20 protein-coding genes are annotated in these 17939 nt (G+C 49.6%); 6 read left to right on the top strand and 14 right to left on the bottom strand.

Going from position 1 to position 17939, the window contains the following annotated elements; all coding sequences use genetic code 11:
* Positions 1-21: 21 nt before the first annotated feature.
* The 4 genes from DL346_RS29305 to DL346_RS14615 all read right to left on the bottom strand — a co-directional run bounded on the left by DL346_RS29305 (position 22) and on the right by DL346_RS14615 (position 5102).
* Positions 22-2016 (bottom strand): GSU2086 family protein, encoded by a 1995-nt coding sequence (locus DL346_RS29305; protein ID WP_206098522.1) that lies wholly within the window; start codon positions 2014-2016, stop codon positions 22-24.
* A 6-nt stretch (positions 2017-2022) separates the two neighbouring features.
* Positions 2023-3006 (bottom strand): DUF4432 family protein, encoded by a 984-nt coding sequence (locus DL346_RS14605; protein WP_112882810.1) that lies wholly within the window; start codon positions 3004-3006, stop codon positions 2023-2025.
* A gap of 4 nt (positions 3007-3010) precedes the next feature.
* On the bottom strand, positions 3011-3793 hold the full coding sequence (locus DL346_RS14610) for an HAD family hydrolase (protein WP_112882811.1): 783 nt from the start codon (positions 3791-3793) through the stop codon (positions 3011-3013).
* A 127-nt stretch (positions 3794-3920) separates the two neighbouring features.
* Complete coding sequence (locus tag DL346_RS14615; protein WP_165822514.1) at positions 3921-5102, bottom strand: ROK family transcriptional regulator; 1182 nt, start codon at positions 5100-5102, stop codon at positions 3921-3923.
* 112 nt (positions 5103-5214) lie between these two features.
* Between DL346_RS14615 and larE the strand changes: the two genes are divergently transcribed.
* The 3 genes from larE to larC are packed head-to-tail and all read left to right on the top strand — an operon-like array spanning position 5215 to position 7616.
* Positions 5215-6045 (top strand): ATP-dependent sacrificial sulfur transferase LarE, encoded by an 831-nt coding sequence (larE, locus tag DL346_RS14620; protein ID WP_112882813.1) that lies wholly within the window; start codon positions 5215-5217, stop codon positions 6043-6045.
* The gene (gene larB / locus DL346_RS14625; RefSeq protein WP_112882814.1) at positions 6042-6725 is read left to right on the top strand and encodes a nickel pincer cofactor biosynthesis protein LarB; all 684 of its coding nucleotides are present in this window, start codon (positions 6042-6044) and stop codon (positions 6723-6725) included. The genes larE and larB overlap by 4 nt, the downstream gene beginning before the upstream one ends.
* A 3-nt stretch (positions 6726-6728) precedes the next feature.
* Complete coding sequence (larC, locus tag DL346_RS14630; RefSeq protein WP_112882815.1) at positions 6729-7616, top strand: nickel pincer cofactor biosynthesis protein LarC; 888 nt, start codon at positions 6729-6731, stop codon at positions 7614-7616.
* Positions 7617-7682: 66 nt separating this feature from the next.
* Here larC and DL346_RS14635 read toward each other — a convergent pair whose 3' ends face one another.
* Entirely contained in the window at positions 7683-8210 is a 528-nt protein-coding gene (locus DL346_RS14635; RefSeq protein ID WP_112882816.1) for an accessory gene regulator ArgB-like protein, read from the bottom strand.
* Positions 8211-8411: 201 nt separating this feature from the next.
* Here DL346_RS14635 and DL346_RS14640 point away from each other — a divergent pair, with 201 nt between their 5' ends.
* Together DL346_RS14640 and DL346_RS14645 are read left to right on the top strand one after the other, a co-directional pair.
* Positions 8412-8750 (top strand): L,D-transpeptidase, encoded by a 339-nt coding sequence (locus tag DL346_RS14640; RefSeq protein WP_112882817.1) that lies wholly within the window; start codon positions 8412-8414, stop codon positions 8748-8750.
* Between the two features lie 92 nt (positions 8751-8842).
* Entirely contained in the window at positions 8843-9847 is a 1005-nt protein-coding gene (locus DL346_RS14645) for an S-layer homology domain-containing protein (RefSeq protein WP_112883138.1), read from the top strand.
* Positions 9848-9894: 47 nt separating this feature from the next.
* On the opposite strand, the gene DL346_RS14650 is transcribed toward DL346_RS14645, so the two are convergent.
* From DL346_RS14650 to DL346_RS29895, 6 genes are all read right to left on the bottom strand, one after another.
* Positions 9895-10716: an SPL family radical SAM protein gene (locus DL346_RS14650; RefSeq protein ID WP_112882818.1), complete on the bottom strand. Its 822-nt coding sequence runs from the start codon at positions 10714-10716 to the stop codon at positions 9895-9897.
* 14 nt (positions 10717-10730) lie between these two features.
* Entirely contained in the window at positions 10731-11438 is a 708-nt protein-coding gene (locus DL346_RS14655) for a uracil-DNA glycosylase (protein ID WP_112882819.1), read from the bottom strand.
* A gap of 166 nt (positions 11439-11604) precedes the next feature.
* A complete protein-coding gene (locus DL346_RS14660) occupies positions 11605-12150 on the bottom strand; it encodes a hypothetical protein (protein WP_112882820.1) in 546 nt (181 codons plus the stop codon).
* 112 nt (positions 12151-12262) lie between these two features.
* A complete protein-coding gene (locus DL346_RS14665) occupies positions 12263-12463 on the bottom strand; it encodes a cold-shock protein (RefSeq protein ID WP_090791100.1) in 201 nt (66 codons plus the stop codon).
* Between the two features lie 253 nt (positions 12464-12716).
* Complete coding sequence (locus DL346_RS14670) at positions 12717-13913, bottom strand: stalk domain-containing protein (RefSeq protein WP_112882821.1); 1197 nt, start codon at positions 13911-13913, stop codon at positions 12717-12719.
* A gap of 466 nt (positions 13914-14379) precedes the next feature.
* Positions 14380-14496, bottom strand: coding sequence for a helix-turn-helix domain-containing protein (locus tag DL346_RS29895; protein WP_420849571.1), 117 nt, complete (start codon positions 14494-14496; stop codon positions 14380-14382).
* An 83-nt stretch (positions 14497-14579) separates the two neighbouring features.
* On the opposite strand from DL346_RS29895, the gene DL346_RS14675 reads away from it, so the two are divergent.
* Positions 14580-14963 carry a hypothetical protein gene (locus tag DL346_RS14675; RefSeq protein ID WP_112882822.1) on the top strand — a complete coding sequence of 128 codons (384 nt, stop codon included), beginning with the start codon at positions 14580-14582 and terminating at the stop codon, positions 14961-14963.
* Positions 14964-15141: 178 nt separating this feature from the next.
* Here the strand turns inward: DL346_RS14675 and DL346_RS14680 are convergent, their stop codons facing one another.
* From DL346_RS14680 to DL346_RS14690, 3 genes are all read right to left on the bottom strand, one after another.
* The gene (locus DL346_RS14680) at positions 15142-15393 is read right to left on the bottom strand and encodes a hypothetical protein (protein ID WP_112882823.1); all 252 of its coding nucleotides are present in this window, start codon (positions 15391-15393) and stop codon (positions 15142-15144) included.
* A 167-nt stretch (positions 15394-15560) separates the two neighbouring features.
* Complete coding sequence (locus DL346_RS14685; protein ID WP_112882824.1) at positions 15561-16322, bottom strand: GDSL-type esterase/lipase family protein; 762 nt, start codon at positions 16320-16322, stop codon at positions 15561-15563.
* A gap of 672 nt (positions 16323-16994) precedes the next feature.
* Positions 16995-17936, bottom strand: a complete 942-nt coding sequence (locus DL346_RS14690) for a metallophosphoesterase family protein (protein ID WP_112882825.1) — start codon at positions 17934-17936, stop codon at positions 16995-16997.
* Between the last annotated feature and the right edge of the window lie 3 nt (positions 17937-17939).

Consider the following 17939-nt stretch of genomic DNA (forward strand, 5'->3'; position numbering starts at 1 on the left):
AGTCATCCAGATTCATAAGGCTCATGGCTCATACTTCCTTTCTCCGTTTGGACCTAGAATCGCCTGATTAATCGCCGGAATCGTCTGTTGATGCAAGCCTTCAAAATGATACCCTTCTCCGCCAAGGCTAGTAGGGCGATGAATAATATTTTTTCGCGGACGGTAATAGTAATCCCAATCCTCGTAACCAACCTTGCTATGGTAGTTGCCGAGCTTTACGATATCAAAATTCGCGGTGGTGATGCGGTTCACGGTATGCTTCAAATTTCGCGCGATCGACAACGCCTTCAATAGAACCTCAGGTCCGGTAACGGTAGAGCCAAAATTCGCGTAGACGCCGCCATCCAGGCGGGTTACCGTGTGCACGTAGATCTTAAAATCCCGGCCGCTCGTTTCGCCTTGAACGGCGAAATCAACTTCAGGATGCTGCTGGATCGCATCGGTACCTATGGTTACGTGCACGGTGCACGGAATACCTTTGCTTCTGCAAGCATGCATAAGGCTAAAGCGGCTGTAGGGATAACGCTCAGGATGCTCCAGCATATGTTCCATCAAGCTTTCGCCGTAGCCAAGTCCCCTGGCGTACCCGGCTTTAAGCGCGCCATGCAGCAGCTCGCCGGGTTCATTCCACATGCCGAAGGTTCCTGCCGCCAAGGCTCCCTCGTCGCTCTCTTCGGTCTGTCCGAAGGCTGCCAGCTCGAAATCCTGAAAGGCCGCGGCTCCATTCATGGCCAAGTGGGTAATCACGCCTTGTTCGATCAATTCGCATAATTGAGGCGATACAGCGCTTCCGATTACATTGCCGCCGATTGAAACGAGTACTTCTTTGCCCTGCTGCCTCGCTTCGAGAATGCGCGCGATGAATGCCTTGAACTTCGGATCCTCTGACTGCGGCCACTCGGATACGGCACTTCCAACGGCGCATTCGCTAAAACGTTCAACTTTTAAATCGGCTTGGCGCTGAGCGATCGGGTGAAGCTTGCTTTCCTTCCTGGAATATCTCCCTTCTTTGACATAAGGCGGAAATTCGACCCCCAGCTCCCGCATCCGATGAAGCACCCCGTGAAAAAGCCGAGGGATCGTCACTTGATGCAGACCATGGAACAAATAGCCTTTCCCGCCGATTTGGGCCAGGCGATCCATAAAATTACGCCGCGGCCGGTAGTAATACTCCGACTCGCTTCTTGACGGAGCAGGCTCTTGGAAGACCGGCAGAATGTCAAAGTTAGCCGCCGTAATCGCATGCATGGGCAGCCCCTGGTTCTTGCATAGGCTGACGGCCTTCAAAAAAATTTCGGGACCTGAAATGGCTGAGCCGAAATTCAGAAATACGCCGCCTTCCGACAGCTCGGATATCGATTGGCACATCAACTCAAAGTCGTTGCCGCTCGTGCGCCCGAGCGCCTCGAAATCCACGATCGGATGCTGATGGATGATATCGGTACCGATTGAAATGTGGCAGGTATAAGGGATACCGGCACGCTGGCACTGTACGAATACACAATCTTCCTGGAAAGGAAACCGCTCGGGATGCCGCATGTAGTACCGGTAAAGACTCTCTCCGTAGCCGAGATTTGCCGCAGAACCGTTTTGAATCGCCTCGTTCATGAAGCGCCCCGTTTCCTCCCACATGCCGAACGAGCCGTCTTCGATGGCGCGCGCCACGTCTTCGGAGGTTTCTCCTAAATAGGCTAGCTCGAAATCGTGAATGCTCGTTGCGCCGTTCCCGGATACATGCGTCAGAATCCCGCTGCGCACCATTTCGATTACGTAACGGGCCAACCCGTTTTTAATCACATGCGCGCCCATTGACCAAATAACGGGCTTACCGGCTGATCGGGTTCGGACGATCGCATCGATCAGCTCATCGAATTGTTGCCGCTCCGTTTCGGTCTGCTTCCAAGGTTCGGGAGCTGATTCATATGGCCTCGCCATATTGCGGATCGTGACCAGATTTGTCCGCGAATAAACCGAGAAGGTTTGAATGCCGTCAAATGACTGCCTCTCATGCCGCATGCGATGTCATCCTCCTTCGACTACATTTAGTTTCAACCAGGAAGATAGCGAACCGTATGGCTCTAGGGACAAGGCCGTTCCGCTTGCAACCGCTTCCGCCAACGTCTGTTTCGGCAGCACGTTGAACGGTTCAAGCCCAATATTGTACTCGCTGCCGAAGAAAGGAGCATTCGGGTCAGCGGCAAAGTTTTGCCAATACCAGACGTACGGCCAAATATGGCGGTCCCAGCTCACCTCAAGCGTTACAGGAACCTTTCTGTTTCGCATCCGGTAGGAACCATCCGGTGTCTCGACAGCCAGCAAATCCTTCTTTGTTCCCGGCGGGGCCATCCTGGACAGATCGGTTTCCAGTCTATCGCCTGGCGCATAAGGCCATTCCCGACGTTTACCGCTGACCGGATTAATAACGAAGGAGCCCTCGCTAAAGTCCACGATCGTTTCCGCATCCATAAAAGGCGCTCCGTATGCTAAATGGTGCCCCCAATTGAATTCCATCGGTACAGCTGCTTCGTTCCAAACGGTTTCCTCGACGAGCACCGACGCCTCGCCTATCCGCATGGTCAAGGTTTTCTCAATGACTAGCGGCAGAGACCTCAATCGATTCGTCAAGCGGACGCGCAGCTCCTCCTGACTGTCAAGGAGGCATTCGTACGTCCAAGGAGTGACGGCCGTTTCTCCCCGATGCACCAGCGATCCGCGATAATAATGCGTTTCGCTTACTTCCGGCAGCATTTCTTGCCAGCCTCCCATATAGGACATTTGATAATCGGGATATAGGGGATGCGGAGAATGAAGACCCATGCGGGTATGCCAGATGAAATCGGTATCCGTCGGTTTATGCAGCCAGCGGACAGGCTCTCCGCCTTTGTCCAGCAGCAAGATCACTTGCAGTACGTCGTTCTCCAGCATGAGGCTTTTATACCCTTTAAACATGAGTTCATCCGATATGCGGCATCCGGCATTCCGGTATTTACGATAAGATGGAGGCACCGTCCTATACCCCCAATCGCTCAAACCATGCCTGAGGATTCCCGAAATCGCCGGATATCCAGTCCGCGCCTGCCGTTCTCAGACGACGCTCTTTAACTGGATTCATCCCTTCGCGAAGCTCTTCATTGCTCGCCAGTCCGAGCGCAAGCCCCCCTGCTTCTTTGCCTAATTGGATTTCTACTTTTCCGTCGCCGATTACCGCCAACTCTTCTCCGGTAAGACCCTTGGTCTCGATCAACTCTCGCAGCACCTTTTCCTTGGAGCATTCCGCTCTGCCAACGGGTGCCCCGGCAATTTCGTTGAAGAACGATGCCAGACCGAGAACTTCCGCCTCTTGTACGACATCAGGGTGATCCGTGCCGCTGGCGACATACAGCTCGACGCCCCGCCTGTGCAGCTCCCTGACGAACTCGGCGGCCCCCCGAATCAGGAAATCTTCCGGCTGCAGTTCACCTTTACGCAATTTGCCGATCCGATCCGTCACGCGTTCAAGCAGCCTTCGATTATACTCCGCCTTGTATTCCCATTCGCTCAGGACCCTCTCGTTCCACCCTTTCTCATGCACAGTATGGGCAAGCCATTTCATCTGATAAATGGTTTGAATCCCCGTCGAATGGTCAATGTAAGCATCGATTTCCTGATTTAATGCCGCTTCCTGTTCCATCGACAATGCATGCAGACCGGTTATCGATTCCTTCATAAATGGCCTCATCACCTCTTCCCAGCCCGCCCGGAGCGTCGATATTGTCCCGTCAAAATCGAACAATACGGCTTTGATCGTATGCATGCCTTCATCCCTTCCCTCTATTTTCTTAGTGATTAAGTTATTTACTTATTTCACGAACTCATTTATAATTCGATTAAATTATAGGATGAGAAGGAGTTGGGGGTCAAACATTTTCTTAATCATTAATTTAACTCAGGCCGATCATGTCCAGCGGCTCTCGCATTAAACGGTCGAAAATCAAGGCCGCCGCTCCGACAGCGCTCTGCGAGGTCCCGAACGTAGAAGCTTCGATACGAACCCGTTCGCGGACGAAAGGGTAAACGCGGCTTTGGACCCGCTTCCGAATTTCAGGCATATATCGCGAAAGGTAGGGGTACAATTTCCCTCCCATTACGATAACGTCCGGGTCGTAAACGTTAAATAAATTGGTCAGTGCATCCGTCAGGATCGACAACGTGTACTCCAAAGTACGCGCAGCTTCCCGATCGTTGCGCTGAACCGCTTCAAAGAAGTTCATAATCGTCTTACCGTGTCCGTCAGTCCAATTCCGCATTATGCCCGGAATGGATCCTACCGTTTCCCAACACCCTAGATTGCCGCATGCGCAAGGCTCGCCATTATGTACGACCGTTATATGGCCGATTTGACCATATAATCCGTTTGCGCCATAAAGCATCTCTCCGTTCATTACGACTCCGCCGCCGATTCCGATTCCCATCGTGATGTGAACGAGATGGCTTGTTGTGCGCCCCAGTCCGAACCACCGCTCTGCAAATGCCGAAGAACGCGCATCGTCATTGATAAGCACAGTTGCTTCCATCCTCTTCTCTAGCTCAGCCCGTACCGGATACTGCTCCCACCCCGGAAAATTAGGCGGATCCAGCAGTATGCCTTGCTGCATATCCATGGGTCCCGGTATGCTGACGCCGATGCCAAGAAGCTTGTTCCCGCTGTCGCTCGACAAGGCTTTCATTTTCTGTACGGAGGGAGTTATCAGATCCAAGATGCTGTCCGGATTATCCATCCCTGCCGTCGAACCCTCGGACGCGGCTATGACCCGGCCGGCCAGATCGGTAAGGACGACTTCGAATGCGTTTCGTCCGATATCAATGCCAATGATCCGATAGTTCTCCGTATCGAGTCTCAGCAGCATCCGTTTCCGGCCAACGCTGCCGTGACTGGACTCGGACTCGCGGATGATTCCGCCCCTAATCATGTCTTGCGTCAAATTTGTCAGCGTGCCGGAAGTCAAATCCGTTCGTTCTACCAATTCAACGCGCGATATCGGTTCGAATTCCCAAATGCTCTTAAGCACCGCGGACATATTGGATTGCTTGACCTGTGTCAAATAACCTGGCTTGGATCTCATTCGTAACATCCTCATTGATTAATTTTGGAATCGTTATTTCATGTATTTAGGATAAGTGACGGTATGCGGATTGTAAAGATTCCTTAAATTCCATCGCTAGGAGGAATTATAGATGATCGTGTCCCCTCTCGCCCTAGAGGCAAAAGATAGACTGCTAGGCGAACTCCTTCGATCCATGGAGAGTGTTCTCGTCGCATTTTCCGGAGGCGTCGACAGCACCTTTCTTCTCAAGCGGGCACAGCAGGAACTAGGCGACCGGGCTGCTGCCGTAACGGCCGCATCGGAGACATTTCCGACCCGCGAATTTAATGCAGCCGTTAGTCTCGCATCCGAGATCGGCGTCAAGCACCTGCTTACGGAAATTCAAGAGCTGGATAACCAAAGCTTCGTCGCCAATAACCCGGACAGGTGCTACCACTGTAAAAAAGGCTTGTACACGCATTTGAAACGAATCGCAAAGGAGCACGGACTGCCTTATATTTTGGATGGTACCAATGTGGATGATATGGGCGATTATCGCCCAGGTCTTGCCGCCAAGACGGAAGAAGGGGTACGAAGCCCGCTTCTGGAAGCGGGCATGACCAAAGACGATATCCGGACGCTGTCGAAGTCGCTCGGGCTGCCCACCTGGAATAAGCCGTCTTTTGCCTGTCTATCATCCCGAATCCCTTACGGAACGCCTATCGAGCGGAGAAAAATCGACCAGCTCGATGTAGCGGAGCAATTTCTGCTGGATCTCGGCTTCTATCAAGTCCGGGTTCGTCACCATGATGAAATTGCGCGCCTTGAGCTCCTTCCGCAAGAAATGCAGAAAGCCGTTGAACTCCATGAAACGATCAGCGATAAGCTGAGAAGCCTTGGTTTTCGATATATTGCATTGGATTTGACCGGATACCGTACCGGGAGCATGAACGAAGGCCTTGTGCGAGGTGGTAAAGGATGAATCACGAAAGCGCGCATGATTTTGCCACGTTAGACACGGCTAGGGAGAAACGTCTAGGATTTCCGGAAGTCGTATACGGAGAAGGAAAAACCGCAGAACAGCTTGTTTCCATAGCAAACCGGATGAAAGAGTTCTCAGACAAGCTGATTATGACTCGGGTGGATGCGGCCAAAGCGGCACTCGTAATTGAACAAGTCCCGCAAATCAAGCATCATCCTGACGCACAGATGTTGACCGGTTTTGGAGAAGCTCTCCCTCCGGCTGCAAGGGAAGGGTATATTGCCGTAGTCTGTGCCGGCACATCCGATCTTCGCGCTGCAGAAGAAGCCTCCGTTACGCTTGAAATGATGGGCAGCCGCGTAGAACGGGTTACAGATGTCGGCGTGGCTGGCATCCATCGATTATTTAAACGATTGGATGTAATCAGCGGAGCGGATGTCGTGATCGCAATCGCCGGAATGGAAGGCGCCTTGCCTAGCGTGCTCGGCGGTCTGATAGCCAAACCGCTAATTGCCGTACCTACAAGTATCGGTTACGGTACCGGATTACATGGTTTGATTGCTCTTGGGGCGATGTTGAATTCATGCGCTCCGGGAATAACGGTAGTCAATATCGATAATGGCTTCGGAGCCGCATACGCTGCAGCCAACATCCATAAATCCATTCGAATGGAGCGTTAATCGATGAGCCTGTTATATTTGGACTGCATTAGCGGTATTAGCGGAGACATGACTCTCGCCTCTCTTGTCGATGCCGGCGCCGACAAAGCCTATATTGAGCAAGAACTCGCCAAGCTGCAGATAGAGCCTTACAAAATCGTATGGAAAAAGGTCAATAAGAACGGCATCGCCGCATTAAAAGCAGATATCGTTTCGGAACATGAACCCCATGCTCACCGTCACTATAGCGAAATTGTCGAGATGATCCGGACAGCCGGGCTCCCGGAACGGGTCGTGGAGCGCAGCCTTGCCGTATTCCATCGCATCGGTCAAGCTGAAGCCAAAATCCATGGCGTTCCTTTGGAGCATGTTCATTTTCATGAGGTGGGCGCTGTCGATTCCATAGTCGATATTGTGGGTGTCGCACTCGCGCTAGAGTCATTGGAAGTCGAACTCATTTATGTATCCCCTGTGCCATTAGGGTATGGGACAGTGAAATGCGCGCACGGGATATATCCGGTTCCCGCACCGGCGACTTTGGAGATGATGATCGGTCTGCCCATCGCTTCCCTGCAAATTCCGAAGGAATTAACGACACCTACCGGAGCAGGAATCGTCAGCAGCTTAGCTGCGGCATTCAGCTCGACCATACCCGAGATTACCATAAAATCCATTGGTTACGGCGCCGGATCGCGTGACCTGCCCGAACGCCCCAACGTCCTGCGTGCCATAGTAGGCAGCATGACCGCGCAAACTGCAATTCACTCGCATAGAGACGGAATCGAGCAAGCAGCTCCCCTCCATCATCCACATCATGGGCATCATCATGACCACCATCATGGTCATCATCATCATGACCATCATCACGATCATCAACACGAGCACCAACATGACCTTCATCATAACGAGTAAAAAAGAAAAGAGTTAGCCCCAACGAGGGCCAACTCTTTTTGTTTTCCATAGCTTTTACAATAGGACTCACTCTTCCTCGCTCCTGCTCTTAAATAAGAGAAGGATGGATTGAAGCCCGAAGATCACCGCCAGCAACTCGGATACGAAGAAGAAATTAAGAGCAGCGAATGATGCTGAAATGAGCTTGAGCAGCGGATAATAGCGTTCCGGCAGCGTCGCATATTTATCGTAATTCGCCGGTGCGAAGATCAGCATCATGATGATCGAAAAGCCGGTGATATATGGAATATAGGAATGAGGCAAGCTAACGTGAGGTATCGCCACCAGTACCGCGATCGATACAGCCGTGCAGAGATAGCCAGACTTGAGGTGGTAACCGCCGGATAAATAACGGATTGTCGCAAATACGAGAAGCGTAATCAAGGTTGCGGTGAATGTTCCGGTGATCGCTCCGATCAGCATCGCACCGAACGCTGCCGATAGCGTATTGGTCAATATTTGAAAAGCGTACGTCATGACCGGCGCCGAGGGCGCATTCTGAACGCCTGCCGCGACCATGCGGTCATGCAAGGCATCTGCGAGCTTATTGAGCATCTTGAGTTGTCCTTCCGTTGGAGAAATTGATTGCTGCACATGTTTAGGTATTTAGTCTAGTATTGCAGATTTCTGTCGATTTCGAAACCGAACAAGCAGGCGAACGCCGAAATTCCGCCCCTGCTCCCCGCCCATATTAGACCGCTCATCTCCCCTCCGTCCAACCGTTCTCATATGCTGGCGTTGAGGAGTGATTCGATCATGCCTAATTACCGCATTATTGTGGATCTGTCTGACCGCCAACTCTACTTGCTGGATGGCAACATAGTCGTTCGCGGGTTTCCCGTCGGCATCGGCAAAATGGTTACCCGCACCCCGACAGGCGAATACAAGATCATCAATAAGCAACCTAACCCCGGCGGACCATTCGGCGTGCTATGGATGGGGTTGTCCAAGCCGCATTACGGCATACACGGCACCAATGATCCCTCATCGATCGGCCGCGAAGTATCTCACGGCTGCATCCGGATGTATAATAACGATGTTCTCGCTTTATCCGCGCTCGTGCCAATCAACACCAGAGTAACGATAAGACCCTAATTTCGCATCCGCACCTTCCTTGCAACATTAAGCAAAGATGGTGCGTCTACATAATCGAGACAATCACTACTAATGAGGTGAAACCAGTGAAAATGAAACGATTCGTTTTACTCGCGATGATGACGGTTCTGTTCCTGTCGATATCGCAATCCGTCTGGGCCTTCTCGGATACGAAGAACGATCCCAATGAAGCTAAGATCGCAGAGCTCCAGAAGCAGGGCATTCTGAGCGGCAGCGGCAAGGACGGGGCATTCCAGCCTAATGGAAAGCTTACTTATGCGGCAGGCATCACGATGATCGTAAAAGGCTTGGGCCTCAACATCGACAACATCCGGTTCATTAAAGAGCCGAAGGTGTCCGACTACTTCTCGAAGATGAAGGATAACGCCTGGTATGCGCAAACGTTTATTATCGCCTCCCTGAACGGACTCGACATTCCGCGGGATACCGATCCGTCGGCAGTTATGACGCGCGAGCAATTCGCCCACCATCTGATGAAGGGCGTGCTGAAGAAAGGCGATTTCGCGTTCATTGACCTGTACATCATGCTTAAAGACGAGAAGGACGTTACGCCTGCCTACATGGACAGCATCCAGAAGCTGCTGATCACCAAAATCGCGCAGTTGGACAGCAGCCAGAAATTTTATCCGAAGAAGTCCATTACGAGAAGCGATGCGGCAGGCTGGCTGTATGGCGCCATCCAGTTCGTGAAGAATACCCCTCCGATTCCGCCAGTCGAAGAGCCGGAGCCGTTCCCGCTGTTCGATCTTAAGGTTACCGTGAAATCGGTGAATGCCGACGTGAACGAAGTGACCGTTTCGGCACAAGCGCCAAACCCTGGCTACGGCCTGCGAATCGGTTCCATCAGCTTCGAGGGCAATCAAGCGATCATTCAAGTCGTGCCGGTCTATCCGGATAAAGATAAAATGTATCCGCAAGTGATCACAGAGGTGAAGGCGGTCACATACGTTGCTTCCGGCTTAAAACCTGTGCTGGCCGATACTGGCGCATCCAGCGGAGGCTCTACCGGTATCATCGGAGGCGGCCACACTGCGGTGAACCCGGCTGGTCCTGATGCTGCGGCTAGCAATCAATAGCATGCAAATACCCCCTCAAAGCAGCCGCATTGAGGGGGTATTGTTTTCTATGGCATGAAGCCTTCATGGCCGAAATAAACGGCTCCGCGCGGCATAATCGCTCTCAGCTCATCCACGAAGCGGTCTGCGGTTTGGGGAGCGTATAATGCTTCATGCCCGATTTCCCGGTACCGCTCCTCCATCTTAAGCTGCGCTGAGCGTTTTCCCCCGCTGCCGTCACCCCGAAAGAAATCATCCACGACGACACGCTCTACATGGTCCGCAATGAGCTGCGCAAACTGTTGGCTATAGGGAAGAAGCGGCGAGACGGCTGCCTGAACCGGGATGCCCGACTCGCGCAGCTCACGAATGGCCCGCAGCCTTGCCGCCAATGGCGGCGCATAAGGCGTCAAACGCTTTCTTACGTCCTCTAAATCGGTTTCCACGGTCATGCTGACCCGCACGCGGTCGCCGAGCTTTTGAAGCAGCTCGACATCCCGCAGTACAAGCGGGCTTCGCGTCTGCAGGAGCAGAAACATTGGCGGTTCGTTCGCGATAACCTCAAGGATCCGTCTCGTCACTTGTTCTTTCGCTTCGGCGGGTTGGTACGGATCGGTCGCCGACGACATAAAGACCGTCACGTCGCCTTTCTTTAACGCTCGGCCCCATTCTTTGCGAAACGGTTGCTCTTCAAACCGTTTTGCCTCCACCCACTCGCCCCATGGCTCATTTCGAAAAATCGCCACCGGCATACGCCGCACATAACAGTAGGAACAGCCGAACGAACAGCCCACATACGGATTGAGCGTATACGAATAACCGGTTAAATAACCGGAAGCCGGATTTAGAAACCGAACGGCCGGCTTCTTGACAGGTTCAGCTGCGGACACTTCACAGGCCTCCTTTATAGAGCCAGCTGCTTTCGTTCAAGCTCAGCCAGCATCGGAATATGCCAATCGATTTCGGGTTCGCCCCGTTCCCGCAAAAATCCATTTACGCGCGAGAAAGGCCTGCTGCCGAAGAACCCCTTCCTCGCCGCAAACGGGCTGGGATGCGCCGTCGAGATGACGTAGTGGCGTTCGCCATCGATGCCGGACGCCTTCTCCTGCGCATGCTTGCCCCACAGCAGAAACACAACCGGCTGCTTCCGGTCGTTCAGCGCGGCAATGACCGCATCCGTGAACCGCTCCCATCCGATCCCTTGATGGGAAGCGGGCAGCCCTTCTTTCACGGTCAGCACATTGTTCAGCATCAGCACGCCTTGCTTCGCCCACGACTCCAGATAGCCGTGATCGGGAATCGGGCAGCCTAGATCGGCTTGAAGCTCTTTGTAAATGTTTTGCAGTGACGGAGGCGTCTTGACGCCCGGCAGCACCGAGAAGCTGAGCCCGTGCGCCTGCCCTGGTCCATGATACGGATCCTGCCCGATGATGACGACCCGAGTACCTTCAAATGTCGTAAATCGCAGAGCATTAAATACGGCTGATGACTCCGGGTAGATTTTTTCCGTCTGGTATTGTACCGTCAACTTGCTTACTAAGTCTTGAAAATACGGCTTTTCCAGTTCCTCGCCCAATACATGCGCCCAGTCGTTCCGAAATAGCTTCAGCATGGTCATCCTCCGATAAAAAAAGCCCTCTACCTCAGTCCGCGCATCGTGCGCCTGAGTTCGGGGGCTAGCTTCATAGTCTGCTTACATGTCAACTGAAATAAAAATACCGTTTTTCCTGCGGCATGTCAATTCCATTTAGTGCATCAGTTATGTGTGAAGGAGGAGGTTATGAATGCCTCGCTATATACGCATCTACCTTTTTCATGTATCTGTCTTCTCCAAGTACACTCGAACCATCGTTCAAAGCTTCCTCCGTAATATTGTTATTCAATTCAAGGTCTATGTTATGTACGATGTGATGGGCATATTGAATGGCTATTGCATCTTCATCCACTATACCTATCGAAATCAAATTGCGAACTCTCGTTATATCCTTTCTAAGCTCACCATTTCCAATATTCATGTTTTTCAATTTCCCTAGTACTTTCTTCAGTTCTTTTGTGTACTGGTTATTATTTACTCGAGTAGTTAGAACCTCATGTATGTCTGCTATTGTTTCATTCAACTCACCATAAAAAATCGGTTCTGAAGAATCATCTATTGGTTCAGAATCGTCATATCGTACAGTTTGTATTTCAGCCGCTGCGCGCCCGTCATAAACAGCACTTTCATTCTTCGACTTTGTTACTTGTTGTGAAATGAACCATGACCCGCTTATTAAAACAAGGCCTATAACAAGTAATTCCACAACTTGATTTATTTTTAACTTCATCTCAAGTGCTTCCTCCTAGCGGCGGTGATCCTTCACATGTACACCTTCATGGGCAATTAATAATAAAAAGCCTGTTCCTGACATATCGTCAGGTCCAGGCTTAATATCTGTATTACAGTTTTACAACATTTTCAGCTTGAGGTCCGCGTTGACCTTTTACAACATTGAATTCAACACGTTGCCCTTCGTCCAAAGATTTGTATCCTTCGCCTTGAATGGCGGAAAAATGAACGAATACATCGTCGCCGTTTTCCCTTTGAATGAAGCCGAACCCTTTTTCCGCATTAAACCATTTGACTGTACCTGTTTCCATTAATTAATAACCTCCAAAGTTTAAACATTATGCCCCAACAAAGCGGACTATTTACAAGTATATCCCATAGAAAACGAAAAATCTGTTGAAATTTGTCTTAAAAAAAATTAATGATGAATTTTTGGAACTTGCCGCTCTGCCAGCAGCCTTTTCTTTGTACTTTCGTTCTGGTTTTAGTGGGGAAACTGAATCATTTCGAGGCAACTTTACAAACAAAACGCCGCCCTAAGTAGACGACGTTATTTTGTTAAAATTATTTGACTTCACTTACCAGAGCACCTGTTGCATCAAACAATTGAGCCGGGTCAGCCTCCCTGTTATTCCAGATGTTTTTCGTCGTCCAAACGATCTTACCTGTTTCTGATTTTGCGTCTGCACCACTAACAAGCGTTACAGTCAATCCAGCTTTGAGGGTATAATCCGAAAATACGTATGTCTGGTTACCAGTAACGCTAACAACTTTCCAGCCCTTTAGATTTATATCGGATGTGCCATTATTTTTTACTGTTATGGTTTCATTCACCGCGTTTACGTCGCTTATAATAACGTTACCTTCTGAATTCGGTGGCGTACTCCCAGGTACGGAATCTCCACCTGTATCACCAGTGAGCGACCACAATCCACGCTCGTCGTTACGAGCGATTGTTTGCAGATGCTTAAACAACTCTACCCATCTTACATTTGGCGGGAAAGTCACAAATTTTGCGTACCCTTCAGAAACGAGTCTTGCATTAAAGAACGTTCCGTCCATGAGGTACACATATCCGAGTACGCGTCCGTATTGATCGCGCTCATCCACGTCAAATTCCACGAGAACTTTTGTACCGACTTGGAGTTTCGCCTTTGTGAAATTAGTAGCCTCTGTGCCATAAGGTTCTTCACCTATCGTTTGGTCGGTTTCTGGCGTATCGACGCCGATTAAACGGAAAGATTCTGTCGTTTCGTCACCATTCAAGCCCTTATATTTAAGTTTAACTGTATCACCGTCGATAACTTCAAACACTTCCGCCGATATTTTATTCGCAGATGAGATGGTGATCGTTTTCGAACTCCCCTCCCACCCAACAGAACTACCTAGCGCTTCGCTAACGAAACGAAGCGGAACGAAAGTAGAGCTTTTAATTATCATCCCAGGTACAGCAAGAGATATTGATTTACCATTCTTTGTAGCCGTTTTAGCTCCAATTTGATATTTGATGGTAATGGTATCTTTTACAGCTGTTACGGTTTTTGTTGTCGCTTCGTATTTCATTGTCGCGCCTTGTTCTTCGAAAATTTTGCGCATAGGCACAAGCGTCGTGCCATTCTCCATTGTTGGCGGCGCTTCAAAAGCGATTTTATTACCATCAATGAAGACGGAGATCTCCGATTGTATTGCTGCACTTGCAGAAAATGATAAAAAGAAAGATAGCATGAATACTAGGACTAGGAAAACACTAATTCGTTTCATTCAATCGTTAACCCCTTTAAGATATGAGTAATGGTTTGTTATATTATTCCTCGAATAATTGCGTTATCCTGCTCTTCAGCATAACAATGCCCTAGGAAGGAATTTAAGCGTTGTCGCAGCGGTAGGTAGAAAACTCATCTACATGTAGGAGTCTCATACAGTACTGAGAGCATCTGCTAGCCTCTGGGGTGGTAGGAATAGAGCAAAGGGGATGCGTCATTGTATATTCTAACGATTACGAGGAAGTTGCTGAAAGGATCTACAATCAACTAGAATGCTGGATCAGCCTAATCACTAACACTGCTGCCAGCTTCATAGAAGACTACGATAACGATAGCTTTTTCATAAAATGGTAGTAGTAAGCATAAAAAGCAAAAGCCGCTCTGGATGGTCTCCCATTCGTGGCGGCTTTTTGATTATCCGTTTCAGGGCATTCGCGGCCATCGCTGCCACAACTGATAATAGCTCATTTGTGTTTGTTCACCTGATCAAGCACTTTGTAGATCGTGCTGCGGCCGACTTGGAGAACTTTAGCTATTTTTGTGGCGCGTACAGGTCGGGTCGATGATGTCCTTCTTCTTATCCTTCTCTAGTGCCGGGTGTCCAATCACATTTGTTGTACAAGCATAAAATAGATGTAATCTCGTTTTAAAGGAGGGAACAAATATGAACCTATTTTCTACGTTAACTGCATGGAGTCCGAGCACAGGGCTCCTCTCCTACGAAGTTGATGGCGTCCCACAATCATCGGAAGTTCAGGCATTGACGAACATTCATCGCGCGGCGATAAATCAATATATACCCAATGATCCAGTCTTACCCATTGTTGCACGCTGGAACGCACTCGTCGATGCGCAGAAAGGTCAGGCGGTATTCGGTCCAGTGAACCCGCCAGTGGACATTCCAAACCCCGTCAATGAGGTCACGGGCGATTTGGCTGATGAAGGCGCATTTATGCAGATCCATCTTGACTCCTTTGGAGTAGTAGCCTCCCTGCGCCCTATTCCTTTTATCCCACCAAATCCGGTAATTCCGCCAAATCCAATATAGTCAACCAAATCAAAACCGCTGATCCAGTAACATGGGTCGGCGGTTTCTTTTTCATATATCCCCAGAACTTGTTTACGGTTGCGTTTGATCAATCTGACGGATTGCATTCAAATTCTTTTTCAAAAAAGCACTTGGCCTTGCGCAGCTGCGGCTTTTTACTTCGCACACATCGTTAGGATCAATCTTCCGTATTGTTTTTAATCTGTCGCAATAAGCGAATAATTTCACCAACACCGATTAGTAGAACACCTGGCCAAATGCCCGATACGATGTAGGATAATAACGACAAGAAGTGAAATCCTTCTTGCATAGCAACATATATGGCGAGTGCAGCCCATCCGATCAATATAACGATGCCCATTAAAACGATGGCGTCTGGCAGAATGTCTTTAGGCTTCCTGCGCCGAATCATTTCATCTATCCGGCCCATTGAAAAACACCTCCTAGAGGTCTTCATAAGAAATATATTTTTATAAAACGAAATAAGCCCAATCAAACAAAAACCGCCGACCCATGTTACCGGATTGGCGGTTTGCTTTCATGCCCTCGGACTGGGCACTGCGGTTGTGCTCCAATATTAAGCGGTCACCTGTCTAACTAAAAATCGAGCGCATCCGCTCCGATTTCCGCAAGCGCACGCTGGCCGTCGATTGTTGGATGAACATCATAACGATCTCCTTTATGCCCTATGACGAATTTATCCTGTTTGCCATTGAAAGCCGTATAGGCATCCGCGATGACAATCCCGGTAAAGCCCAGTGATTGAACGGCACCCGCCAGCTGATTATTGATAATCTGCTTTAACAACGACTCCGATAAGAAATGCAGCGGATGACCTTCCTGATAAGGATTGTAAATATTGTAGACGGCTATCCGCGCATCCGATAAGGAGCGGATTTCAACGATCGTTTGTTTCAGGTTGCTAATGAACTTAGGCATGACGTTCAGGAATATATCTGTCTGCAGCTGCACGATGTTCAAGGAACCGTCCGCATTGGTTGCTGCCCCAATGGCATTCAGCAAGTCGTTGTTTCCGATGTCGAGCGTAATATATTCGGCATGCTTCAAATTTTGACGAAACTCTTTATCGTTCTGAACCGCTTGCAGTAGTTGCGCCGACGTCCATCCAGGGAAAGCCAAGTCGATAGTATGCAGCTTTGCATCCTGTTCCATCAAGTAAGGGAAAGCGTATGCAGATGGAGACTCGTTGTCTGCGCCGAGATTATAGCCGTAGGTAATGGAGTCGCCTAAAGCTACGAGCTGCTTTCTTTCTTGATCGCTGCTCGCCCAAGCAGTGGACGAGAGCAGCGCCCCTGCGATCATCGTTACTGCGATCGTTTTGGCCATTTTTTTTAACATCAAATTCAAACACTCCTTTTTGTAAGTAAGTTTGATCCGACACAACTAACATAAATTATTTCGTTTTACTTAGTTAGTACTAACTTTTTCTAGTACCACCAATCCGCTAATAAATGGTTCAAAAAAATTTACGCGGCTTTTCGTATTTGTCCTGACATTAATAATCTCATTCCACATAATGACCGCAATACCTGCTGCGAAATGTATCTTCGGATACATTTCGTATCAAATAAATCCCATGTTACTGGATTAGCGGTTTGTTTTTTATATCCCAAAACTTGTTTTAGGTTCTAACGGTTTCCGTTGATGCTGGTGCTGATTTTTAACTTTCGAGATAAGCATAACAAAAATACCTCCCTTGATTCACCGCAGGATTTTAAGTCCTGTGCGTCTGCCAGTTCCGCCAAAAGATTGTGGCAAGTGATGAAAAGGAGTCGTATCTTCGCTTGGAAGTTCTGTGTACTAAAGAAGTCCTTCTTCTAGGTACTCAGAATTACTCAATGACTAACCCTTTGAGGTACTCTGAACCTTTGGATTTTACAGACAACAGCAACATCCAGCAACAAAATAAAAGAAACCTTGATTCATCAAGGTTTCTTGTTGGATGCCGAGGACGGGAATCGAACATCGTTTGCGGCTCTATATGATTGGTACCTTCAGCGCTTCTCCCGTTTAGCCGACTGTCTCCGGCCGGTGCTCAGCTTGCTGCTCCACGACCGTGCCGTCATCAAGCCGCAGCCAGGATTCGAAGCCGGGTTCCCCAAGATGCAGCCGGATCACCCGCGCGCCGCGAGGAAATCCTTCCCTCCCGTACGTATTATAGCCGGAAGCTCTACCGTAGCATAACTGGATCCCATGATGCTCGCTCCAGAAATCGTTAATGTGGTCATGTCCGACGAACGTACCCATCATATCGCCGTTCTCCAACATTGCCGCGAACAAACCGGAGTTGATTCGCGAGCAGCCTATCTCTTCGTACTTGACGCCATAGCAGATATTTTGTTGCCAAGCCTCCTCATATTCCAGCAGTGGGATATGGAAGAAGGCAAGCGAAGGAACCGGCGAACCCCCGTTGTTTGCTTTATAGCCTTTCGATAGCTTCGTGTACCACTCGACTTGGGATTGACGAATCCAATCCCATTCGATCGTTTTCGGCGCATAGGCGCCTGAGTCTAGAAAATAGAGAACCACTTTGGCAAAGCTTCCCGTGTTGTCAGTCAGTTCCACGACAAAGTTTCCGATACCGTGAACATCCTCAGGGCCTGCGCTCCCGATCCCATACTTGCTATTCTCCTGAAGCGCCATCAGCTCCGCGTTCGACACCGGCGACTTGCCGCCTTCGTCGTCATGATTTCCAAACACGAGAGCCCAGGCAATCCCGCGATCTTCAGCAACCGCAACGGCTTCGTTAAACGCTCGGATCGGATCGTCGGTATTTAATCCCATTATCGTATCTCCGGTAAACACAACGAGATCCGGCTGCTCTGCATCCAGTATGTCATCCATCAGCAGGCGGCTTTTTTGATCCAGTTCGTCTCCATCTCGCCAATGAACATCTGTGAATTGAACGATCACAAAACTATTATTTTCGCGAAAAGCCAACCTATGCGCCATCGA

Source organism: Paenibacillus montanisoli, assembly GCF_003268025.1.
Lineage (GTDB): Bacteria > Bacillota > Bacilli > Paenibacillales > Paenibacillaceae > Paenibacillus_Z > Paenibacillus_Z montanisoli.